The organism is Burkholderiales bacterium, assembly GCA_035560005.1.
Taxonomy (GTDB): domain Bacteria; phylum Pseudomonadota; class Gammaproteobacteria; order Burkholderiales; family Eutrophovitaceae; genus DASRFY01.
On the sequence record DATMAN010000027.1, the window covers coordinates 1 to 21,356 of the forward strand.

Consider the following 21,356-nt stretch of genomic DNA (forward strand, 5'->3'; position numbering starts at 1 on the left):
CCGCCGATAGGTCCCGCCTTCTCACCGCCTGGCGGGCTCTTTCCGGGCCGCTCGGAGGCGGGCACAATTGGTTCGTGGGCGCTTGGTCGCGCCCTAGAGTCACGACAAAACAAATACTTAGCACGCCATGGCGAGGTCAGATGACCACGATTGCCGTCGTCAAGAAGGCCGGGGTTGCGGCGATTGCAGCCGACACCCTCACCAAGTGGGGTTCGGCCAAGGAAACCGCGACCTACATCGCCAACAGCGAAAAGATCCTGAAGGTCGGGGCGAACTATGTCGCGGTGACCGGTAACGCGACTTTCAAGATGATTCTGCGTGATTATTTCCAGGAGAACGCAGATCAGATCCGGCTCGACAATGCGGCCGACATCTTCAAGACCTGGAACCGGTTGCACGCCGTCCTGAAGGAGCGTTATTTCCTGCTGCCCGAAGAAGACAAGGAGGACGCCCTGGAGTCGTCGAGGATGGACGTGCTCATCGCCAACCCCAACGGGATCTTCGGCGTGTCCGGGCACCGCACGGTGCAGGAGTTCTCCAAGTTCTACGCCTACGGCAGCGGCAGCGACTACGCCCTGGGCGCCCTGTGGGCCAGCTATGACCGCCCGAATCTGTCCGCGGTCGAAATCGCCCGCCGCTCGATTCAGGCAGCTGCAGAGTTCGACGACGGCACGGGACTGCCGGTGCAGGCGCGCACCGTGCGCCTCAAGAAATGAATCTCCGCCGGAACTGGCGGAGCGCCGCGCTTCGGCCCCGTCGGATCAGCGCTTAAGACCGCCGGTCCAGATCTCATAGAGGCGATCGGCCACGCGATGCAACGCCGCGAGGCGCGCCTCCAGCTCCCGCGTGATCTGGTCAGGTGACTGCACGGCCGGGCTGTGGCTGCTCTGCGCGATCTCCTCGGCACCGCTTCGCAGCCAGCTGTGCACGAGGTCGGCGGTCATTTCCACATGGCACTGCATGGCCAGATGAGGACCTAGGACGAACGCCTGGTTCTCGCACCAGCGATTGCCCAGAATCCGGACCGCCCCCGGCGGGATGGAGAAGCGCTCACCGTGCCAGTGAAAGGCCTCGAAGGCGCTGACCTCCCCCAACCAACGGTGCGCTTCCGGACCGATGGACACCTCTACCTGACCCCACCCGATTTCCTTGACCGGATTTCGCCCCACGGTTGCGCCGAGCGCCTTCGCCATCAACTGCCCCCCTAGGCAGTGCCCGAGCACCGGCACGTTGTCAACGACCGCCTTGCGGATCAGGCGCAACGCGGGTGCGATCCACGGCAAGTCGTCGTTCACGCTCATCGGACCGCCCATGAATACCAGTCCGCCGAAGGACGACGGGTTGTCGGGTACGGCTGCGCCCTCGTCGACCGCGATCAGACGCCAAGGCAAGTTGCGCGCATCGAGGTAATTGGCAAAATACCCCGGGCCCTCGGTCCGCGTGTGCCGGAAGATCGCGATCGGTTTCATGGAGCGCTTCAATGAGTCGGTTGACGTCCTGTGTCCTGCTTGCCGCCACGCTTAGCTGGGCCGGCGCTGCCCGGCCCGCCGAGGTCGTCGTGCACGCGCTTGCGCAAGGGCGCGCCACGCTCAGCGTGGACAAGGGCAAAGCCAGGACCCTGCGGGTGGGCGAAGTCCATCAGGGCGTGAAGCTTATCAGTGCGAACACCCGGTCCGCAGTCATCGAAGTCGAGGGCAAACGCCGGCGCGTGACGATGGGCGAAGCGGTCGCCGCGAGTTCTCCCCAGCCCGGCACTCCCCAAGTCATCCTGACTGCCGACGGGCAGGGTCATTTCTTTACCACCGGCACGATCAATGGCGTGTCGGTGCGCTTCCTCGTGGACACCGGGGCGACGATGGTATCCATGGATGTCGAGGCCGCACGCAGGGCGGGAATCGACTACCTGCGCGGCGAGCGCGCCCTGTCGATAACCGCGAACGGCGTCACGCCGGTCTATCGGGTAAAGCTCGACAGCGTGCGCGTCGGTGACATCACGCTCACTAACGTCGACGGCACGGTCCACGAAAACGCTGCGCTGCCGGTCGTCCTGCTCGGCATGAGCTTTCTTGGGCGTCTGGAAATGCGACGCGAGGCAGACCGGATGACCTTGACCAAGAAGTACTGACTGCGCTGGCCGCGATGCAAGAGGGCCGCCGCGGCGGCCCTCTTGGGTTTGCAGGCGCGACTCAGCCGGCGCTAGCGCGCCGCTTGTCACGCTCGATCAACGCGTAGGCCGAGTGGTTGTGGATCGACTCGAAGTTCTCGCTCTCCACCACATAGGCGTCGATGCGCGGATCCTTGTTCAGGCGGGTGGCCACGTCGCGCACGATATCTTCGACGAACTTCGGATTGTCGTAAGCGCGCTCGGTGACGAACTTCTCGTCGGGCCGCTTCAACAGGCCGTAGAGTTCGCACGAGCCTTCCACTTCGGCCACGCGGACCAGTTCCTCGATCCAGACGTGCGCGTTGGTGCGGGCGGTGATCGTGACGTGGGAGCGCTGGTTGTGCGCACCGTAGTCCGATATGCCTTTGGAGCACGGGCACAGGCTGGTGACCGGCACGACCACTTTCATGGAAAAGCCGTACTGCCCGCGGTCGATCTCTCCGGCGAAGGTCACCTCGTAGTCCATGAGGCTCTTCACGCCGGACACCGGCGCACTCTTCTCGATGAAGTACGGAAAGACCATCTCGATGTGCCCCGATTCCGCCTCGAGGCGGTTGACCATTTCGCGCAACATGGACTCGAACGACTCCACCGAGATCTCCCGTTCGTGCGCGTTGAGGATCTCGACGAATCGGGACATATGGGTACCCTTGAATTTGTGCGGCAGCCCGACGTACATGTTGAAGTTGGCGATGGTGTGCTGTACGCCACCGGTCTTTTCCGCAACCTTCACGGGGTGGCGAATGGCCTTGATGCCAACCTTGTCGATGGCCAACCGCCGGTTGTCGGCGCTACGCTGGACGTCGGGAATCACCGCTTCGGGATAGTTCATCGCGAACTCCGCACAAACTGACGGCAGGATTATAGACGCCCGCTATAGTTGAGTAAACTAGTCAACTACGCGGTTTCGAATCGAAGCCAGAATGCCCTCGGCGTCCAGTCCGCACTCGTGGAGCAGGCTCGCCGGGTCGCCATGGTCGACAAAACGGTCCGGCAGGCCCAGCTGCAAGACCTTGTGGGCAAGACCTTGTCTTTCCAGGACCTCCAGGACTGCGCTGCCCGCACCTCCCTGGATGACATTCTCCTCGACCGTCACCAGCCAATCGTGCGTCGAAGCCATCTGCCGGACGAGTGCCTCGTCAAGGGGCTTGACGAACCGCATGTCGACCACGGTTGCATCGAGCACCTCGGCCGCCTGCAGGGCGGCGCTGGTTGGGGCGCCGAAAGCCAGGATCGCAATGCGGCGCCCCTGACGGCGCACCGCAGCCTTGCCTACCTCCAACGTGTCGAGGTCGCGCGGGACCTCCACGCCGGGTCCGCTGCCGCGCGGATAACGAACCGCCGCCGGGCGGTTCAGCGCAAACGCGGTCGAGAGCATCCGCCGGCACTCGGCCTCATCGCTCGGTGCCATCACGGTCATATTCGGCAGGCAGCGCAGGTAAGACAGGTCGAAGCTGCCGTGGTGCGTCGGGCCATCGGCACCGACCAACCCCCCGCGGTCGACGGCGAACACCACCGGCAGATGCTGGATGCAGATGTCGTGTATCAACTGGTCATACGCCCGCTGCAGAAAGGTTGAGTAGATAGCCACCACGGGCTTCAGGCCTTCGCACGCCAGCCCCGCGGCAAAGGTCAAGGCGTGCTGTTCGGCAATTCCCACGTCGAAATAGCGTTCCGCGTATTCCTGGGAGAAGCGCACCAGTCCGGACCCTTCGCGCATGGCGGGGGTAATGGCCACCAGGCGCTCATCGTGTGCCGCCATGTCGCACAGCCAGTCTCCAAAGACCTGCGTGTAGGTCGGTTTGCCCCCGGCTTTCGGAACGATGCCTACCTTGGGGTCGAACTTGGTTACTCCGTGGTAGAGGATTGGATCCTCTTCCGCCGGCTTGTACCCCTTGCCCTTGCGGGTAACCACGTGCAGGAACTGCGGCCCATCCAGCTTGCGCAGGTTGGAGAGCGTGGCGACCAGCACGTCGATATCGTGACCGTCGATCGGCCCGACGTAGTTGAAGCCGAACTCCTCGAACAGCGTGCCCGGCATGACCATGCCCTTCAGATGCTCTTCGGCGCGACGCGCCAGTTCCAGCACGGGCGGCATCTTGCCGAGGACTTTCTCGCCGGCCTTGCGCGCCGCCGCGTAGAAGCGTCCCGACATCAGGCGAGCCAGGTAGTTGTTCAGCGCGCCGACGTTCTCGGAGATCGACATGTCGTTGTCGTTGAGTACCACCAGAAGATTGGCGTTCATCGCTCCGGCGTTGTTGAGCGCCTCGAATGCCATGCCCGCGGTCATGGCGCCGTCGCCGATGACGGCGACCACCCGCCGGTTCTCTCCCTTGCGTTTCGCGGCCACCGCCATGCCCAGCGCCGCGCTGATCGAGGTGCTGGAATGGGCGGTACCGAAGGTGTCGTATTCGCTCTCCTCGCGCCGTGGAAATCCGGCGATGCCGCGATACTGGCGCAGGGTCAACATCGCCTCGCGCCGGCCCGTCAGGATCTTGTGCGCGTAGGTCTGGTGGCCGACATCCCAGACGATGCGGTCACGGGGCGTATCGAACACGTAGTGCAGCGCGACGGTCAGTTCCACGGTCCCGAGATTGGAGGAAAAATGCCCGCCGGTCTTCGAGACCACTTCGATGATGTAGTCGCGCAGTTCGGCAATGAGCTGAGGAAGCCGTTTTCGATCGAGCGCGCGAAGGTCCGCCGGAGTATCGATGGACTTGAGCAAGCCTGTCATGTGCGCATTATCCTGCGCGAGCGACTCGAGTGGAGCTTGCTCTCGCCACGCCTCGCTGCTCACGGTCTCGATTCCTTTCCTGGTCAGAACTTGCGCGACACGATGAATTCGGCGAGTTCGCGCAGCCTGCCCCCGTTGCCGGGCAATCCGTCGAGCGCCGCCAAAGCATCGTCGCGCAGCTCGCCAGCCAGTGCCCGCGAACGCTCCAGTCCCAACGCCGCCACGTAGGTCGGTTTTTGGTTCTTGGCATCCTTTCCCGCGGTTTTCCCCAACGTGGCAGTGCTCCCATCCGCGTCGAGCACGTCGTCGATTACCTGAAACGCGAGTCCGATGAACTTGCCGAAATGATCCAGCTGCCTCAACTGTACCGACGTCAGAGCGGCGCCGCAGCGCGCGCCGAGCAGGATCGCCGCCCGGATCAGCGCTCCCGTCTTGTGCACGTGCATGAACTCTAGTTCCGGGACGGTGAGGTTCTCGCCGACGCTCTGCAAGTCGATCGCCTGCCCGCCCGCCATGCCTCGCGAGCCGGCCGCCCGGGCGAGCATCGCCACCATTTCGACCTGGATAGTCGTATCGTCGACCAGATCAGGCTCGGCGAGCAGCTGAAAAGCCAGGCTGTGCAGACTGTCGCCGACCAACAGGGCGGTCGCCTCGTCGAACTCCAAGTGCACGGTCCGCTTGCCGCGGCGCAGCTCGTCGTTGTCCATGCAGGGTAGATCGTCGTGCACGAGCGAGTAAACGTGAATCAGCTCCACGGCGGCGGCCACGCGATCCACCCGTTGCAGCTTTGCCTGCGCCAGCTCGCCCGCGCCATAGGCGAGCAGCGGTCGCACGCGTTTGCCTCCCCCGAGCGCGGCGTAGCGCATCGCGCTGTGCAGCCGCGTCGGAGCAACGTCGACCGATGGCAGGACACGGGAGAGCACCTGCTCGACCCTGGACCGGCGGTCGAGCATCCATTGCTCGAAGCTAGCCGGCGTCGTCTCCACTCTTGAGATCTTGCAGAGCGCCGGCCTCGAGCACTCTGACTTGCTGCTGGGCCTCCTGCAGTTGGGCTTGGCAGAACTGGAGCAATTCGGCGCCGCGTTTGTACGCGGCGAGAGATTGCTCGAGCGGCAACTGGCCCGTTTCCATGCTGGCCACGATGGCTTCGAGTTCGGCAAGGGCGGATTCGAAACTCGCGGGCTTGTCGTCGGATTTCGACTTCGTGGCGTCGCTCACGGAAACCGGGCGGGGCGGAAAAGCGCAAAAATAGCCCAAGGCCGCCTCGCAAGCAACGCCGCACCAGACCGGCGCGGCAGGTTTGCGCAACACCTGCGCGGGCCGCTACCATACGCCGACCTCGCCACCGCCACCGCACCATGCACTTCTCCACGCTCGTATCGGTCGACGCGCTCGCCGCAAACATCGATAACCCGGCCTGGATCGTGTTCGACTGTCGTCACGAACTGGGCAATCCGGAGTTCGGTATCCAGGCCTACACGCAAGCACATCTGCCTCATGCGCGTTTCGCGCACGTGGACCGCGATCTGTCGGGCCCGGTGACCGGTACCAACGGCCGTCATCCCCTCCCTGAGCCCGACATCTTCGCGCGCTGGCTCGGTCGTGCGGGGGTCGACTCTTCCAAACAGGTAGTCGGATACGACAGTGCCGGCGGCAGCTATGCAGCCCGGCTGTGGTGGATGCTGCGCTGGCTCGGGCACGACCGGGTTGCGGTGCTCGACGGCGGGTGGAACGCATGGCTGAAGGCCGGGCTGCCGGTCACGCGCGAGGTCCCGCAGCCCGTTCCCGCCCGCTTCGTGCCCAGCCCGCGCCCGAGTTGGGTCGATGCCCGGTTCGTGCTGGAACACCTGGGAGCGCCAGACATGGTGCTGATCGACGCACGCAGCAACGATCGCTACCACGGCAAGAATGAAACCATCGATCCCGTCGCGGGCCACATTCCCGGTGCGCGTAACCGGTTCTTCAAGGACAACCTCGATTCAGAGGGCTTGTTCAAGCCGGCGGCGCGGCTGCGCGAGGAACTGCTCGCCGTCATCGGAACGGCACGACCCGGGCAGGTGGTCCATCAATGCGGGTCCGGGGTGTCCGCCTGTCACAATCTCCTGGCGATGGAAGTGGCCGGCCTGCATGGTTCCAGACTTTATCCGGGTTCCTGGAGCGAGTGGATTGCCGACCCATCGCGGCCGGTCGTCACCTGACCGTCCGCTTGGGGGCGGCTTTCTCCTCCGGCCAGTGCGAAGAGCCAGGGCCGCACGCACGCCCGGCTCCAGTGCTCTTGCGATCTGCGACTGGGAGAGGCCAATGAGAGCGTTCTCGACTAGATTCACACGGCTGGTAGTCGCGTTGACAGTCGGCGCGCTGGCTAGTGGTTGCGAGTCCACACCAGGCTTCGGCACGCGGGGAAAGGTTGTGGTCCGCAGCGAAAAGACGACCGTGGCCGTCGTGTTCAGCGAAGGCGACCGCCGCCTGATCACCGAGCATTACGCTGGGCGCAAGAAGAGTCTCCCGCCGGGGCTCGCGAAGGGAAAACGCCTTCCCCCGGGACTCGAAAAGCAGGTGGTCAAGAACGGAACCCTCCCGCCGGGCCTGCAGCGCCGGATGCTGCCAAGAGACCTGGAGGCAAAGCTATCGAAACTGCCGGAGGGTTACGTGAGGGTGATTATCGGCACCGATATCGTGCTCGAAGACACTCGGACGCGAATCGCCGTTGACGTCATCAAGGATATTGCCTATTGACGGGCGTGCCGTCGCTGCCCGCGGTCAAGCGCTGCTCAGGCAAGCATGTCGTTCCAGATGTTCCTGCCCCACGCCTCGGCGTAACGCCCCTCCAGCTCGCTCGGCCCGGTGGATACACCGCTGGCGCCCTTGATGACCTCCATCGTCTTCTTTTCCGCGTTGTAGGCATGGACCGAGGCGACATGGATGACCTCCTTGTCGCTCACGAAGCTGTAGCAGGTATTGGTCACCAAGGGCTCCGGGTTGGGTTGCTCGCCGTGCAGTAGCGCGATCACGGCGGCGGCACAGACCTTGGCGTGCTGGTTGGCCATGTGCCCCGACTTGGGCATCTGCGGCGCGGCCAGAATCGCGTCCCCCAGAACATGTACGTTCCTGGCCGCCTTGGATTCGTAAGTCAGGAAGTCGACTTCGCACCACTTGCCATTGGCGGTGATCAGTCCGGCATCGAGTGCGATTTTCGCCGCGCGCTGCGGTGGAACGACATTGAGCACATCGGCCTTCACGTCCTCGAAATCGAGCTTGGCCGTCAGAGTCGCCACGTCCACATCCACCAGATTGCTGTTGGGGCGGTATTCCACCATACCGCCATAACGTTCCGACCACACTTTCACGAACAACGCTTTCTTCGACTGCACGTCCTCGTTGGCGTCGAGGATCAGCACCTTGGACCGTGGTTTGTGGGTTTTCAAATAGAAGGCGACCTGGCAGGCGCGCTCGTACGGCCCGGGCGGACAGCGGTATGGGGCTCGCGGGATCGTGATTGCGTACACGCCGCCGTCGCGCATCGCCTCCAGCTGGCGGCGCAGGGCCACGGTTTGGGGCCCGGCCTTCCAGGCATGCAGTACGCGTTCCTGGGCGGCCCGGTCGCGCAGCCCGGGAATTTCCTCGTGGAGCAGGTCTACCCCCGGTGAGACGATCAATCGATCGTATTGCAGGACCGCACCGCTCGCGAGGCGCACTGCCTGCGCCGCGGTATCGACAGCGACGGCTTCATCTCGGACCAGCCTTACGCCGTGGCGCGCCGCGAGCGTGCCGTAGTCGCGTGTGAGGTCCTTCAACTCGATCACTCCCGCAAGGACGCGATTCGACAAGGGGCAGGAGATGAACTCGCCGTTGCGCTCGACCAGGGTGACCTCGATATCCGGCGACCACATTCGGACGTACTTCGCGGCCGTTGCCCCGCCATAACCTCCGCCGATGACCACGACCCGTCCAGCGCTTTTGCCCGACGCCGCGGATGCGCATCCGACCGCCCCCCCCGCCGCCGCGGCAGCGCCCAGCCACTTGATGAACTGTCTTCTGGACAATGACATGTCGGCCCCCGTTCGACTCATCGCTTCTGGGACGCGAAGAATTCCGCGATGCGCTCGATCTGCGTATCGCTATAGCCTTTGGCATGCTGGTGCATCACGGTGGCCGGACGTTTGTCGGCCTTGAACTCCAGCAAAACACCAATAATGTACGCCTTGTCCAGGCCGGCAATGCCGGGAATCGCGCCCTCGCTCTTGCCGTTTGTCCCATGACAGCCGGTACAGGTAGCGGCCCAATCGCGGGCTTGTAGATCTTGCTCGGCCGCTCCCGCTACAGGGGTCAGAAATGCGGTCAGAAATGCGATCGACCCGATGAAGGTTCTCATTGTTGGCCTCCTTGCGAGTGCCTATTTGGCCGCGGATCGGGCCACCCAGCGGGACCCGCGGGACAGATTCTAATCTCCTGAGGGCCGGGTCGACCATCCGACCGGCCTGCCCAAGTAGAAAGGCCGGCGAACGCCGGCCTTTTCTCTTTCAGCGGCTGCCCGCCAGCTAAGCTACGCTCTCGGCTTCTTCCTCGAAAACGAGCCGGGTCTTGCCTGTCGCGTCGATATCGACAGTCACCTTGCCTCCGCTCGCCAGCCGCCCGAACAACAACTCGTCCGCCAGTGCGCTGCGAATCGTTTCCTGAATAAGCCTCGCCATCGGGCGTGCGCCCATCAGCGGATCGAAGCCGTGCTTCGCCAGATACTCCTTCAGTGCAGGGGTGAAGGTGATATCAACCTTCTTTTCGTGCAGCTGTTCTTCGAGCTGCATGAGGAACTTGTCCACGACGCGGAGGATGATCTCATAAGACAACGGCGCAAATGAAATGGTGGCGTCCAGCCGGTTGCGAAACTCCGGCGTGAACAGCCGCTTGATCTCGGCCATCTCGTCGCCCACCGACTTGCTCGGCGTGAACCCCATCGACACCTTGGACAGCTCTGCGGCGCCTGCATTGGTCGTCATGATGAGCACGGTATTGCGGAAGTCGGCCTTGCGGCCGTTGTTGTCGGTCAGGGTTCCGTGGTCCATCACCTGCAGCAGGATGTTGAAGATGTCCGGGTGTGCTTTTTCGATCTCGTCGAGGAGCAGGACAGAGTACGGGTGCTTGGTGATCGCCTCGGTCAGCAACCCGCCCTGGTCAAAGCCCACGTATCCTGGAGGCGCACCGATGAGCCTGGAGACGGCATGGCGCTCCATGTACTCCGACATGTCGAAGCGGATCAGCTCTACGCCCATAACATAGGCGAGCTGCCGCGCCACTTCGGTCTTGCCGACCCCGGTGGGACCGCTGAACAGGAAGCATCCAATGGGCTTCTGCGGGTTGCCCAGCCCCGACCGTGACATCTTGATCGCTGCCGCCAAGGCGTCGATCGCCTTGTCCTGGCCGAAGACCACGGCCTTTAGGTCGCGATCGAGGTTCTGCAGCTTGGTGCGATCCGAGGAGGACACGCTGGTAGCGGGCACCCGCGCGATCTTGGCGATGATCTCCTCGATCTCGTGCTTTCCGATCACGCGCTTCTGCTTGGAGCGCGGTTGAATGCGCTGGGCGGCGCCGGCCTCGTCGATGACATCGATCGCCTTGTCGGGCAGATGGCGGTCGTTGATGAAGCGCGCGGACAGCTCCGCGGCCGCGGACAAGGCACCCAGCGTGTATTTCACGCCGTGATGAGCTTCGAAGCGAGTCTTCAGCCCTTTCAGGATCTCGACCGTCTCCCCGACCGAGGGTTCGGTCACGTCGATCTTCTGGAAACGACGCGACAGCGCGTGATCCTTCTCGAAGATTCCGCGGTACTCGGTGTAAGTCGTCGCGCCGATGCACTTCAGCGCCCCCGTGGAAAGCGCGGGCTTTAGCAGGTTGGATGCGTCCAGCGTCCCTCCGGAGGCTGCACCCGCTCCGATGAGCGTGTGGATCTCATCGATGAACAGGATGGCATGGGGATTGTCGGTAAGCTGCTTGAGCACGGCCTTCAGCCGCTGCTCGAAGTCGCCGCGGTACTTGGTGCCGGCAAGCAGCGCACCCATGTCCAAGGCGTAGACCTGGCAGCGGGCGAGAATTTCGGGCACGTTGCCCTCAATGATGCGCCGGGCAAGACCCTCGGCGATCGCGGTCTTGCCCACCCCCGCTTCACCCACCAGCAACGGGTTGTTCTTGCGCCGCCGGCACAGCGTCTGGATGACGCGCTCCAGCTCGATTTCCCTGCCGATCAGCGGATCGATCTTGCCGGAAATGGCGAGCGCATTGAGGTTGACCGTGTAGTTCTCGAGCGCGCCGCCCTGCGATTGTTCCTGGTCGGAGTCGGCATCGGTGTCCTGTTGTTGCTTCGCCGGTGCTGCTTGCGGCACCTTAGTGATGCCATGCGAGATGAAATTCACTACGTCGAGCCGCGTGACACCCTTCTGGTGCAGGAAATACACCGCGTGGGAGTCCTTCTCCCCGAAGATCGCAACCAGCACATTGGCGCCGGTGACCTCCTTCTTGCCGGAGGACTGGACGTGAAGGATCGCGCGCTGTATGACCCTCTGGAATCCCAGCGTGGGCTGCGTGTCGACGTCCTCGCCACTCACCACCGGCGTGTGCTCGTTGATGAATTCGGTCAGCAGCTTGCGCAGTTCCTCGATATTGGCTCCGCACGCGCGCAGCACTTCCGAGGCCGACGGGTTGTCCAGCATCGCCAGAAGCAGGTGCTCCACGGTAATGAACTCGTGGCGCTTCTGCCGCGCCTCCATGAACGCCATGTGAAGGCTAACTTCAAGTTCCTGCGCAATCATCTAGGTTTCTTCCATCACGCACTGCAAAGGATGCTGGTGCTGCCTTGAAAACGATATCACCTGTTCCACCTTGGAAGCTGCGACATCCCTCGGATAGACACCGCACACTCCCATGCCTTCCCTGTGTACTTTGAGCATGATCTGCGTGGCCTGTTCTCTGCTCATTAGAAAGAATTTCTGGAGTACGGAGACCACGAAATCCATCGGAGTATAGTCGTCGTTCAACAGTAGCACTTTGTACAGGCGTGGAGGCTTGACCTTGCTCTTTTCCACCTCCAGAACCGAATCTTCGCGGGTGCCTGTGGCCATTCTTGCCATGTCGCTGTACAGCGCGTCCTAGCGCTAATTTTGCTTATTGACGGCGAAAATACAAGTACGTTGTGACCCCGTGTCGGTCTCCGCTCTTGCTGCCTAAGGGGCGGTTCCGAGGCGGTTTTTTGCCCTTGACTTGGACTAGGGAATGACCTAAAAAGCAGCCGGGTGTTTGGCTTCAAGGTCACTGCTGTACCGGTTCTGCCGATAACGCGGACTTGAAACTCAAACAACGTCGGCGGGTGTCCAGCCCGCGCTTTCAGTCAGGGAAGGGGGATATGGCAACTGGTACGGTGAAGTGGTTCAACGATGCCAAGGGTTACGGTTTCATTACTCCGGACGACGGCAGCGAAGACCTCTTTGCCCACTTTTCGGCGATCCAGATGAGCGGGTTCAAGACGCTGAAAGAAGGGCAAAAGGTATCGTTCGACGTGACCCAGGGACCGAAAGGCAAGCAGGCATCCAACATCCAGGCCGTAAGCTAGGCGTTTCCGGGCGACAGAACCCGGGCGAAACCGGACAACTGACTCAAAAGCCCGCAGTCTTCGACTGCGGGCTTTTCATTTCGGCCGATGGGCTTATCGCGGCATTCGCTCGACCATCGCCTCGCCGAACCCCGAGCAGGACACCTGCTTTGCGCCCTGCATCAGGCGTGCAAAGTCGTAAGTGACCACCTTGTCGCTGATGGTCGCCTCCATTGAGCGCACGATCAGATCGGCGGCCTCGGTCCAACCCATGTGGCGAAGCATCATCTCTGCCGACAAGATCAGCGATCCCGGGTTGACGTAGTCCTTCCCCGCGTACTTGGGCGCCGTACCGTGGGTGGCCTCGAACATCGCCACCGAATCGGACAGATTCGCCCCCGGCGCGATGCCGATGCCGCCCACCTGGGCGGCCAAGGCGTCCGAGACGTAGTCGCCGTTGAGATTGAGCGTGGCGATCACGTCGTACTCTTCGGGCCGCAGCAGAATCTGCTGGAGAAACGCGTCGGCAATGACATCCTTGACGACGATCCCGTCCGGCAGCTTCATCCACGGTCCACCGTCGAGGACCTGGGCTCCGAACTCGCGCTTGGCCAGTGCGTAACCCCAGTCCCGGAACGCGCCTTCCGTGAACTTCATGATGTTGCCCTTGTGCACCAGAGTGAGCGAGCGCCGCTTGTTGGCGATTGCGTACTGGATTGCCTTGCGCACCAGGCGTTCGGTACCCTCGCGGGAAACCGGTTTGATGCCGATGCCCGAGGTGCGGGGAAAACGGATCTTTTTCACGCCCATGTCATTCATCAAGAAGTCGATCACTTTCCTGGCTGCATCCGACTCGGCCGGCCACTCGATGCCGGCATAGATGTCCTCCGAGTTTTCCCGGAAGATCACCATGTCGGTCTTCTCCGGATGCTTGAGGGGGCTGGGCACCCCTTGGAAATAGCGCACGGGCCGCAGACAAACGTACAGATCAAGCTCCTGGCGCAGCGCCACGTTGATGGACCGAATCCCACCGCCGACCGGGGTGGTCAGTGGCCCCTTGATCGAGACGACAAACTCCTTCGCTGCCTGCAGCGTCTCTTCCGGCAGCCAGACATTCTCCCCATAGACCCTGCACGACTTCTCACCGGCGTACATTTCCATCCAGACGATCCTGCGTCCAGTACCGTAGGCGGCGCTCACGGCCGCATCGACCACCTTGCGCATGACCGGCGTGATGTCCACGCCGGTTCCGTCGCCCTCGATGAACGGGATGATCGGATTGGCAGGCACTTCGAGCGTGGAATCCTTCCTGACTCGGATCTTTTCCCCTTGCGGGGGGACTTTGATGTATCGATACATGAACAGACGCCTCGTTATCGTTGGCTGGCCTGGTGACTGGAAGAAGTGCGTGAGACCGGAGACAAAAATCAAGCGGCGATTCTACCTCGCAGCCATCTGCGCCGAGCTGCCTGACCGCTCAGCGTCGTGCCTGCGGACGCTGTAGATAGGATCCCTAAAAGGCGCTTTCGCATCGCGCAAACGGGGGCTAGACTGGAACGCAACATGTTGAACGAACGGGGTTCGCCGCCGTGCGACGCGAATGTTGCGGTGCCGCAGCGTCCACGTTACGGTAGCTAAGCTGCGTTGCACGCGGGTGCACGTTCGTGGCCCCGGTGCGGTGACGCCACCAACGCGGCCATTTACCCGAGTGGCCGCAGAGGTTTCTAGGCTTCGCCAGCAGTCCGGGGGGGCCCGTTCGGTGCCCCGACCCCGAGGCCGAGTGGAAGTTGAGGGCAACCAGATCGGCGCTTCACTCAACAGGCTTATTTTTAAGGGAGAGGTGTGAATGAACCGCGATCAGACCATCGCCGGCATGCGGAAAGAGTGGGCGGAGAACCCGCGCTGGCGGGGAGTTAACCGACCGTATTCCGCCGAGGACGTGTTTCGCCTGCGCGGCAGCCTGCAGATCGAGTACACATTGGCGCGCCGCGGCGCGGAGAAGCTGTGGACCCTGCTCAACGAAGAACCGTTCGTCCATGCGCTGGGTGCGCTGACCGGCAACCAGGCGGTACAGCAAGTGCGCGCCGGCCTGAAGGCCATTTATCTTTCGGGGTGGCAGGTGGCTGCCGATGCCAACCTCGCCGGCGAGATGTATCCGGACCAATCGCTCTATCCGGCAAACAGCGTTCCGTCCATAGTGCGGCGCATCAACAATGCGCTGATGCGCACTGATCAGATTCAGCACCTGGAAGGCGGCCAGGAAGTCGACTGGTTTGCGCCTATCGTCGCGGATGCGGAAGCAGGGTTTGGCGGCGTGTTGAACGCCTTCGAACTGATGAAGGCCATGATTGACGCCGGCGCGGCGGGCGTGCACTTCGAGGATCAATTGGCCTCAGCCAAGAAGTGCGGCCACATGGGAGGCAAGGTACTCGTCCCGACACGCGAGGCCGTCCAGAAGCTTGTCGCGGCCCGACTCGCGGCGGATATTCTGGGCGTGCCAACGGTCCTTTTCGCCCGCACCGACGCCGAAGCCGCGAGCCTGCTCACATCGGACATCGACGACAACGACAAGCCGTTCTGCACCGGCGAGCGCACCCCAGAAGGCTACTACCGCGTAGTGCATGGAATCCAGCAGGCGATTTCGCGCGGGCTGGCCTATGCGCCATACGCCGACCTGATCTGGTGCGAGACCGGAAAACCGGACCTGGCGTTCGCACGCCAGTTTGCCGAGGCGATCCACAGGAAATTCCCGGGGAAACTGCTGGCGTACAACTGCTCGCCGTCGTTCAACTGGAAGAAGAACCTCGACGACGCGACGATCGCTCGGTTCCAGCGTGAACTGGGTTCGATGGGGTACAAGTTCCAGTTCATCACGCTGGCCGGCTTCCACGCGCTGAATTACTCGATGTTCGAACTGGCTCGCGGGTACGCGCGCGAGCACATGAGCGCCTACGTGAGGTTGCAGCAGGCCGAGTTCGCCGCGGAGCCGACGGGCTACACGGCCACCCGCCACCAGCGTGAAGTGGGTACGGGATACTTCGACGAGGTAATGCAGGTGGTGCAAGCCGGGCAATCCTCGGTGACGGCGCTATCGGGTTCAACCGAAGAGGAACAGTTTGCCTGACACTGGGTTGGGGCGACGCCGCGGGCAGCCATCCGCGCCCGCGGCGTTTATACTTTCCTCACGACGCAAAAGCATATTTCACATCGCGGAAACCCCAAAGCCCCTTCATGACTCAATACACAACTCCGCCTGGCATCCGAATCATCGGTCGCTTCACCCCCGAATACGCCTCCATCCTGACGCCCCAAGCGCTCGACTTCCTCGCCAAACTGCATCGCGGTTTCAACAGCCGTCGCATCGAGCTGCTGGGCCGGCGCCAGGAACGGCAGCGCGAGATCGATGCCGGACACCTGCCGGATTTTCTCCCGCAGACCCGCCACATCCGTGCGGGCGACTGGCAAGTGGCGGCGGTGCCGGCGGATCTTCGGGATCGGCGCGTGGAGATCACCGGCCCCACTGACCGAAAGATGGTAATCAATGCGCTGAATTCCGGCGCCAACGTGTACATGGCGGATTTCGAGGACTCGAATACGCCCACCTGGGACAACCAGGTGCAGGGGCAGGTCAACATGCGCGACGCGGTGCGCCGAACCATCGAGTTCACCAGCCCGGAGGGAAAGCAATACAGGCTCAACGACGAGATCGCGACCCTGCTGGTGCGCCCGCGAGGGTGGCATCTGGACGAGAAACATCTCTTTGTGGACGGTCAGCCAATGTCGGGCGCGCTTTTCGATTTCGGCCTGTACTTCTTCCACAACGCCAAGGAAAGGGTGAAGCGCGGCTCCGGTGTTTACCTGTACCTGCCAAAGATGGAATCGCATCTGGAAGCCCGGCTGTGGAACGACGTGTTCGTCTTCTCCCAGAAGGAACTGGGGCTTTCGCCGGGCACAGTGAAGGCCACGGTGCTGATCGAGAACATCCTGGCCGCGTTCGAAATGGACGAGATCCTGTACGAGTTGCGGGAGCATTCCGCCGGATTGAACTGCGGGCGCTGGGATTACATCTTCAGCTGCATCAAGAAGTTCCGAAACCAGAAAGACTTCGTCCTGGCCGACCGCGGGTTGGTCACCATGACCAGTCCCTTCATGCGCGCCTATTCGCTGCTGCTGATCAAGACCTGCCATCACCGCGGCACTTTTGCGATGGGGGGGATGGCCGCGCAGATACCGATCAAGAACGATCCGGCCGCCAACGAGGTCGCGCTCGCAAAAGTGCGTGCTGACAAGGACCGGGAAGCAAGCGATGGGCACGACGGCACCTGGGTCGCACACCCTGGCCTCGTTCCTATCGCCAAGGAAGCATTCGACAGGGTGATGAAATCCCCGAACCAGATTTCGAGGCAGCGCCCCGACGTGAAAGTCGCCGCCCGGGATCTGCTCGATTTCCGGCCGAAAGGACCCATCACCGAGACCGGCCTGCGGCTCAATATCAATATCGGCATCCAGTATCTCGGTGCCTGGCTCGCGGGAACCGGTTGCGTGCCGATCTTCAATCTGATGGAGGACGCCGCGACGGCGGAAATATCGCGCGCGCAGATCTGGCACTGGATTCGCAGTCCGCTTGGCATCCTCGAGGATGGACGCAAGGTCACGAAGGACCTGTTTCAGGAGCTGCTGCCGCAGGAACTGAAAAAAGTGCGGGAGATCCTCGGCGAGAGAGGCTACGCGGCTGGCCGGTACGAAGAAGCCGCAAGGATGTTCGCCGACTTGACGCTCGCAGACGAGTTCGTCGAGTTTCTGACGCTGCCTGCGTACGAATACGTGGTATCCCAAGAGCATCGTTGACCGGATCGTGCAGCATCGAGGATGCAGGGCGTCCTTGATGGACGGCCTGCGATCGCACTCGGGAGCAAGCCACGCCCTCGGCGGACGCACGAGGAGGCGGGCCCGGGTTCCAGTTCTTGCAGGCTAACGGGACAAGCGGTTCTCCCGCCGTCGAGCACCGGGAATTGACATGCTGGACTGGACTCAACTTGTCAAATTGACAGTGACGCTCGTTGCCATCGTTGACCCGATCGCGGCCTTGCCGGTGTTCTTGAGCGCCACAGGCGGACTGAGCCGCGCCGCACGCAACCGCGTGGCAGTAACGGTAACCTTGACCGTGTTCGGAGTACTGACCGCTTCCGCACTGTTCGGAAAAGAGGTTCTCGCCCTGTTCGGCATCAGCCTGCCTTCCTTTCAGATCGGCGGAGGTATCTTGTTCCTGTTGCTCGCTGTTTCCATGCTGCAGGCCAAGGAGAGCTGGATCCGGCAGACCCCGGCCGAAGCCGAGGAAGCGATCGAGCGGGCGGGACTGGCGATTGTGCCGCTTGCCATTCCGCTGCTCGCCGGTCCGGGAGCCATCACCACCATGATCATCGCGGCTCATGAATCGCCGAGCGCACTTTCCCGTCTCGGCCTGCTCTTGCCTGCGGCGCTGATCGCCGCCGTGGTGTGGCTCACACTGATCTCCGCCAACCGGATCTCCGAGCGGCTCGGCCAGACCGGTATCAATATCATCACGCGCGTCATGGGTCTGATCATTGCGGCAATCGCCATCGAGTTCATCTACAAAGGCCTGGTCGAGTTGTTCCCGAAGCTGCGCTGAAATGATCTGGAAACCGGATGTCACCGTGGCCGCCATCATCGAAGCAGATGGTCGGTTTCTCCTGGTCGAGGAGCGTACTCGCGAGGGCGTGAAACTCAATCAGCCGGCAGGGCACCTGGAACCTCACGAATCTCTGATCGAGGGTGCGGTGCGCGAAGCGCTCGAAGAAACCGCCTATGACTTCGTGCCTGAGCATTTGATCGGCATCTACCGCTGGAGCAAGACGGACGGCAAGGTCACCTATCTGCGTTTCGCCTTTGCCGGCAAGCTCGGCGAGCGGCACGCGAAGCGGCGGCTCGACACCGGGATCGTGCGTGCGGTATGGCTTACGATCGACGAGATCCACGCCAGCCAGCAGCGTCATCGCAGCCCGCTGGTCCTGCGCTGTGTCGACGACTACCTGCGCGGCAGGCGGTTTCCGCTGGATCTGCTGGTGCACTGCGACTGACGGGACAGGCCGGACGATGGGCAAGCAACGGGTCATCATCGGCATGTCCGGCGGAGTGGATTCCTCGGTCGCGGCATGGCTGCTCAAGCAACAGGGCTACGAAGTCGTCGGGTTGTTCATGAAAAACTGGGACGACGATGATGACGAGCAGTATTGCACCTCGCGCCAGGATCTGATCGACGCGGTTTCGGTCGCGGAACTCATTGGCATCGAGATCGAGGCGGTGAATTTCACCGCGGAGTATAAGGAGCGCGTGTTCTCCAGCTTTCTGGCGGAGTATCGCGCCGGACGAACGCCCAATCCCGACGTACTGTGCAATGCCGAGATCAAATTCAAGGCGTTTCTCGAGCACGCGCTGAAGCTTGGAGCCGACCGGATCGCCACCGGACATTATGCGCAGTTGCGAGAGGTCGACGGACTGTACCAGCTGCTGAAGGCCGAGGATGGACTCAAGGATCAAAGCTACTTTCTTTACCGCCTCAATCAGGATCAACTCGCGCGGACGCTCTTTCCCCTGGGCACCATGCACAAACGTGACGTGCGCGCACTGGCGAGGAAGCTCGGATTGCCCAATTACGACAAGAAGGACTCGACTGGCATCTGTTTTATCGGCGAGCGCCCGTTCCGCGAATTTCTCAGTCGCTACCTTCCGAGCGAGCCGGGTGACATCACGACCGTCGAAGGTCGCGTGATAGGCCGGCACATGGGCTTGATGTATTACACGATCGGACAGCGGCAAGGGCTGGGAATCGGGGGACCAGGACAGGCGTGGTATGTCGCCGGCAAGGACATCCAACGCAACCGGTTGGTCGTGGTTCAGGGCCGCGAACATCCCGCGCTGCTGTCCAGCGCGCTGATCGCCTCGGAACTCTCGTGGATCAGTGGACGCCCGCCACACACGCACTGGGTCTACGGTGCCAAGACCCGCTATCGGCAGAAGGACGCGCCCTGCGAGATCGAGCGTGTCGATGCAGATCACTGCGAGGTACGTTTCGCCGAACCGCAGTGGGCGGTGACGCCGGGACAGTCGCTGGTAGTCTACGAAAGCCGTGTCTGTCTCGGCGGTGGCATCATTGCTCGCGCGGTTCCGGTAACAGACGACCTTCCAGCACAAGCCGAGCTTCAGGCTGGCTGAGGGCGGGCTGGAGGCGGGGGGCGAGCCCTGCGCCAGCCCCCATGCCCTATATCCCCCGACACCTCGCGCCAGCCTCGCAGTCGCGCCTGGAACGGTCGAGGTCCTCCAGGAATCTGCACTTCCTGGCCTTCTTCCGGGGCGGCAGGAAGGGAGGTGTCGAGTATCTGCCCTCGCCAGCGCACAACGCGCAGCAGCCTCGGCCATGGTGCTGCGTGCTAACATTGCCTCGTGAAATCAGAACGTTCTGCAATGGGGTTCACGCCGCTGACGGCGTTGTCGCCGCTTGACGGGCGTTATCACGGCAAGACCGCGCCCCTCGCCGATTACTTCAGCGAGTTCGCGTTGATCCGCTATCGGGTTCGCGTGGAAGTGGAGTGGCTCAAAGCGCTGTGCGCGGCAGAAGCGCTGCGCGAGATCCACCCGCTGTCGAACTCTGCGATCGCCCGTCTCGAAGGACTGGTGGAAAACTTTTCGCTGGCGGACGCCGAGGCGATCAAAGCCTGGGAAGCCCGCATCAATCACGACGTCAAGGCGATCGAATACTGGCTACGGGAGAAACTCGCTCTCGACCCCGAGACGGCGCGCGTCGCGCGATTCGTCCATTTCGCATGCACGTCCGAAGATATCAACAATCTGTGCCATGCGCTGATGCTGCGCGATTCACGTGCCCGAGTCGCGCTCCCACTGATGGACCGGTTGATCGACGCATTGTCCGCGCTTGCCGACAGCACCGCCGACATGCCGATGCTCTCGAGGACGCATGGACAGCCGGCGACGCCCACGACGCTGGGAAAGGAACTGGCGAACTTCGCGTACCGCCTTGGCCGTCAGCGGCGACGCCTCGCGGCGATTCGCCTTTCCGCCAAGATCAACGGGGCAGTCGGCAACTACAACGCCCATCTGGCAGCCTATCCGGATTTCGACTGGGAGTCATTTGCCCGGGCTTTCGTCGAGCAGTTGGATCTGGAATTCAATCCCTACACGACACAGATCGAACCGCACGACGTGATCGCCGAGCTGTTCGACGCGTACGCGGCCTTCAACGTCGTCCTCCTCGATTTGGACCGAGACATCTGGGGCTATATCTCCCTCGGCTACTTTCGCCAGCACACCACGGAGGGTGAAGTCGGCTCTTCGACCATGCCCCACAAGGTCAACCCCATCGATTTCGAGAATTCCGAAGGCAACCTCGGTATCGCGAACGCCCTGTTGCGGCACCTGAGCGAGAAACTGCCGATCTCCCGCTGGCAGCGCGACCTCACCGATTCCACGGCGCTGCGTAACATGGGCGTCGCATTGGGGCACAGCATCCTGGCCTACGACTCCTGTTTGCGGGGTCTGGGCAAGTTGCAGCCCGACCCAGCCCGGCTTGCCGAAGATCTCGATGTGAACTGGGAAGTCCTGGCCGAAGCCATCCAGACCGTGATGAAGCGCTACGGCGTCGAGGACGCTTACGAACAGCTCAAGGCGCTGACACGGGGCCGGAGCGGAATGACGCGCGAAGCGTTGCACGAGTTCCTCCGAGCACTGTCCATTCCGCCTGCCGAAAAGCAAAGGCTGCTCCGGCTCGCGCCGAGCGCCTATACCGGGCTTGCCAGCGCACTCGCGCGCCGCCTCGCGCGCAGCCGATTCTAGCTTCCCCCGGCTTT

Annotated in this window: 21 protein-coding genes; 11 read left to right on the forward strand and 10 right to left on the reverse strand. The window is 62.5% G+C overall.

The features are described from left to right. Window positions 1-140 precede the first annotated feature (140 nt). Window positions 141-716 (forward strand): MFS transporter, encoded by a 576-nt coding sequence (locus tag VNM24_02700; GenBank protein ID HWQ37507.1) that lies wholly within the window; start codon window positions 141-143, stop codon window positions 714-716. Window positions 717-761: 45 nt separating this feature from the next. Here the strand turns inward: VNM24_02700 and VNM24_02705 are convergent, their stop codons facing one another. Continuing rightward, window positions 762-1,469 carry a type 1 glutamine amidotransferase gene (locus tag VNM24_02705; protein HWQ37508.1) on the reverse strand — a complete coding sequence of 236 codons (708 nt, stop codon included), beginning with the start codon at window positions 1,467-1,469 and terminating at the stop codon, window positions 762-764. An 11-nt stretch (window positions 1,470-1,480) separates the two neighbouring features. Between VNM24_02705 and VNM24_02710 the strand changes: the two genes are divergently transcribed. Beyond that, window positions 1,481-2,125 carry a TIGR02281 family clan AA aspartic protease gene (locus VNM24_02710; protein HWQ37509.1) on the forward strand — a complete coding sequence of 215 codons (645 nt, stop codon included), beginning with the start codon at window positions 1,481-1,483 and terminating at the stop codon, window positions 2,123-2,125. 61 nt (window positions 2,126-2,186) lie between these two features. Here VNM24_02710 and folE2 read toward each other — a convergent pair whose 3' ends face one another. The 4 genes from folE2 to VNM24_02730 all read right to left on the reverse strand — a co-directional run bounded on the left by folE2 (window position 2,187) and on the right by VNM24_02730 (window position 6,116). Beyond that, window positions 2,187-2,996 carry a GTP cyclohydrolase FolE2 gene (gene folE2, locus VNM24_02715; GenBank protein HWQ37510.1) on the reverse strand — a complete coding sequence of 270 codons (810 nt, stop codon included), beginning with the start codon at window positions 2,994-2,996 and terminating at the stop codon, window positions 2,187-2,189. Window positions 2,997-3,053: 57 nt separating this feature from the next. Continuing rightward, window positions 3,054-4,898: a 1-deoxy-D-xylulose-5-phosphate synthase gene (gene dxs / locus VNM24_02720; protein ID HWQ37511.1), complete on the reverse strand. Its 1,845-nt coding sequence runs from the start codon at window positions 4,896-4,898 to the stop codon at window positions 3,054-3,056. Window positions 4,899-4,981: 83 nt separating this feature from the next. Continuing rightward, window positions 4,982-5,851 carry a farnesyl diphosphate synthase gene (locus VNM24_02725; GenBank protein ID HWQ37512.1) on the reverse strand — a complete coding sequence of 290 codons (870 nt, stop codon included), beginning with the start codon at window positions 5,849-5,851 and terminating at the stop codon, window positions 4,982-4,984. 13 nt (window positions 5,852-5,864) lie between these two features. Next, window positions 5,865-6,116, reverse strand: coding sequence for an exodeoxyribonuclease VII small subunit (locus VNM24_02730; protein ID HWQ37513.1), 252 nt, complete (start codon window positions 6,114-6,116; stop codon window positions 5,865-5,867). Window positions 6,117-6,256: 140 nt separating this feature from the next. Between VNM24_02730 and VNM24_02735 the strand changes: the two genes are divergently transcribed. Together VNM24_02735 and VNM24_02740 are read left to right on the forward strand one after the other, a co-directional pair. Continuing rightward, window positions 6,257-7,096, forward strand: a complete 840-nt coding sequence (locus tag VNM24_02735; GenBank protein ID HWQ37514.1) for a sulfurtransferase — start codon at window positions 6,257-6,259, stop codon at window positions 7,094-7,096. Between the two features lie 103 nt (window positions 7,097-7,199). Continuing rightward, window positions 7,200-7,634, forward strand: coding sequence for a hypothetical protein (locus VNM24_02740; GenBank protein ID HWQ37515.1), 435 nt, complete (start codon window positions 7,200-7,202; stop codon window positions 7,632-7,634). Window positions 7,635-7,669: 35 nt separating this feature from the next. Here VNM24_02740 and VNM24_02745 read toward each other — a convergent pair whose 3' ends face one another. From VNM24_02745 to clpS, 4 genes are all read right to left on the reverse strand, one after another. After that, window positions 7,670-8,947, reverse strand: a complete 1,278-nt coding sequence (locus VNM24_02745) for an FCSD flavin-binding domain-containing protein (protein HWQ37516.1) — start codon at window positions 8,945-8,947, stop codon at window positions 7,670-7,672. A gap of 17 nt (window positions 8,948-8,964) precedes the next feature. Further along, window positions 8,965-9,270: a c-type cytochrome gene (locus VNM24_02750; GenBank protein HWQ37517.1), complete on the reverse strand. Its 306-nt coding sequence runs from the start codon at window positions 9,268-9,270 to the stop codon at window positions 8,965-8,967. A gap of 166 nt (window positions 9,271-9,436) precedes the next feature. Then, complete coding sequence (gene clpA, locus VNM24_02755) at window positions 9,437-11,698, reverse strand: ATP-dependent Clp protease ATP-binding subunit ClpA (GenBank protein HWQ37518.1); 2,262 nt, start codon at window positions 11,696-11,698, stop codon at window positions 9,437-9,439. Then, window positions 11,699-12,016 carry an ATP-dependent Clp protease adapter ClpS gene (gene clpS, locus VNM24_02760; GenBank protein HWQ37519.1) on the reverse strand — a complete coding sequence of 106 codons (318 nt, stop codon included), beginning with the start codon at window positions 12,014-12,016 and terminating at the stop codon, window positions 11,699-11,701. Window positions 12,017-12,288: 272 nt separating this feature from the next. Here clpS and VNM24_02765 point away from each other — a divergent pair, with 272 nt between their 5' ends. Then, entirely contained in the window at window positions 12,289-12,495 is a 207-nt protein-coding gene (locus tag VNM24_02765) for a cold-shock protein (protein HWQ37520.1), read from the forward strand. A 93-nt stretch (window positions 12,496-12,588) separates the two neighbouring features. On the opposite strand, the gene icd is transcribed toward VNM24_02765, so the two are convergent. Continuing rightward, window positions 12,589-13,833: an NADP-dependent isocitrate dehydrogenase gene (gene icd / locus VNM24_02770; GenBank protein ID HWQ37521.1), complete on the reverse strand. Its 1,245-nt coding sequence runs from the start codon at window positions 13,831-13,833 to the stop codon at window positions 12,589-12,591. A gap of 487 nt (window positions 13,834-14,320) precedes the next feature. On the opposite strand from icd, the gene aceA reads away from it, so the two are divergent. The 6 genes from aceA to purB all read left to right on the forward strand — a co-directional run bounded on the left by aceA (window position 14,321) and on the right by purB (window position 21,342). Next, the gene (gene aceA, locus VNM24_02775) at window positions 14,321-15,598 is read left to right on the forward strand and encodes an isocitrate lyase (protein ID HWQ37522.1); all 1,278 of its coding nucleotides are present in this window, start codon (window positions 14,321-14,323) and stop codon (window positions 15,596-15,598) included. Between the two features lie 107 nt (window positions 15,599-15,705). Next, window positions 15,706-17,322, forward strand: coding sequence for a malate synthase A (gene aceB, locus VNM24_02780; GenBank protein ID HWQ37523.1), 1,617 nt, complete (start codon window positions 15,706-15,708; stop codon window positions 17,320-17,322). Between the two features lie 169 nt (window positions 17,323-17,491). Further along, complete coding sequence (locus VNM24_02785; protein ID HWQ37524.1) at window positions 17,492-18,124, forward strand: MarC family protein; 633 nt, start codon at window positions 17,492-17,494, stop codon at window positions 18,122-18,124. A 1-nt stretch (window position 18,125) separates the two neighbouring features. After that, window positions 18,126-18,572 carry an NUDIX hydrolase gene (locus VNM24_02790; protein ID HWQ37525.1) on the forward strand — a complete coding sequence of 149 codons (447 nt, stop codon included), beginning with the start codon at window positions 18,126-18,128 and terminating at the stop codon, window positions 18,570-18,572. Between the two features lie 16 nt (window positions 18,573-18,588). After that, window positions 18,589-19,707, forward strand: a complete 1,119-nt coding sequence (mnmA, locus tag VNM24_02795; protein HWQ37526.1) for a tRNA 2-thiouridine(34) synthase MnmA — start codon at window positions 18,589-18,591, stop codon at window positions 19,705-19,707. Between the two features lie 249 nt (window positions 19,708-19,956). Further along, window positions 19,957-21,342, forward strand: coding sequence for an adenylosuccinate lyase (gene purB / locus VNM24_02800; protein HWQ37527.1), 1,386 nt, complete (start codon window positions 19,957-19,959; stop codon window positions 21,340-21,342). Window positions 21,343-21,356 lie beyond the last annotated feature (14 nt).

Bases quoted from the DNA above. Each gene is read 5' to 3' on its own strand.
- VNM24_02700 (HWQ37507.1), top strand. From the start codon at position 141: ATGACCACGATTGCCGTCGTCAAGAAGGCCGGGGTTGCGGCGATTGCA.
- VNM24_02705 (HWQ37508.1), bottom strand. From the start codon at position 1,469: ATGAAACCGATCGCGATCTTCCGGCACACGCGGACCGAGGGCCCGGGG.
- VNM24_02710 (HWQ37509.1), top strand. From the start codon at position 1,481: ATGAGTCGGTTGACGTCCTGTGTCCTGCTTGCCGCCACGCTTAGCTGG.
- folE2 (HWQ37510.1), bottom strand. From the start codon at position 2,996: ATGAACTATCCCGAAGCGGTGATTCCCGACGTCCAGCGTAGCGCCGAC.
- dxs (HWQ37511.1), bottom strand. From the start codon at position 4,898: ATGACAGGCTTGCTCAAGTCCATCGATACTCCGGCGGACCTTCGCGCG.
- VNM24_02725 (HWQ37512.1), bottom strand. From the start codon at position 5,851: ATGCTCGACCGCCGGTCCAGGGTCGAGCAGGTGCTCTCCCGTGTCCTG.
- VNM24_02735 (HWQ37514.1), top strand. From the start codon at position 6,257: ATGCACTTCTCCACGCTCGTATCGGTCGACGCGCTCGCCGCAAACATC.
- VNM24_02740 (HWQ37515.1), top strand. From the start codon at position 7,200: ATGAGAGCGTTCTCGACTAGATTCACACGGCTGGTAGTCGCGTTGACA.
- VNM24_02745 (HWQ37516.1), bottom strand. From the start codon at position 8,947: ATGTCATTGTCCAGAAGACAGTTCATCAAGTGGCTGGGCGCTGCCGCG.
- VNM24_02750 (HWQ37517.1), bottom strand. From the start codon at position 9,270: ATGAGAACCTTCATCGGGTCGATCGCATTTCTGACCGCATTTCTGACC.
- clpA (HWQ37518.1), bottom strand. From the start codon at position 11,698: ATGATTGCGCAGGAACTTGAAGTTAGCCTTCACATGGCGTTCATGGAG.
- clpS (HWQ37519.1), bottom strand. From the start codon at position 12,016: ATGGCAAGAATGGCCACAGGCACCCGCGAAGATTCGGTTCTGGAGGTG.
- VNM24_02765 (HWQ37520.1), top strand. From the start codon at position 12,289: ATGGCAACTGGTACGGTGAAGTGGTTCAACGATGCCAAGGGTTACGGT.
- icd (HWQ37521.1), bottom strand. From the start codon at position 13,833: ATGTATCGATACATCAAAGTCCCCCCGCAAGGGGAAAAGATCCGAGTC.
- aceA (HWQ37522.1), top strand. From the start codon at position 14,321: ATGAACCGCGATCAGACCATCGCCGGCATGCGGAAAGAGTGGGCGGAG.
- aceB (HWQ37523.1), top strand. From the start codon at position 15,706: ATGACTCAATACACAACTCCGCCTGGCATCCGAATCATCGGTCGCTTC.
- VNM24_02785 (HWQ37524.1), top strand. From the start codon at position 17,492: ATGCTGGACTGGACTCAACTTGTCAAATTGACAGTGACGCTCGTTGCC.
- VNM24_02790 (HWQ37525.1), top strand. From the start codon at position 18,126: ATGATCTGGAAACCGGATGTCACCGTGGCCGCCATCATCGAAGCAGAT.
- mnmA (HWQ37526.1), top strand. From the start codon at position 18,589: ATGGGCAAGCAACGGGTCATCATCGGCATGTCCGGCGGAGTGGATTCC.
- purB (HWQ37527.1), top strand. From the start codon at position 19,957: ATGGGGTTCACGCCGCTGACGGCGTTGTCGCCGCTTGACGGGCGTTAT.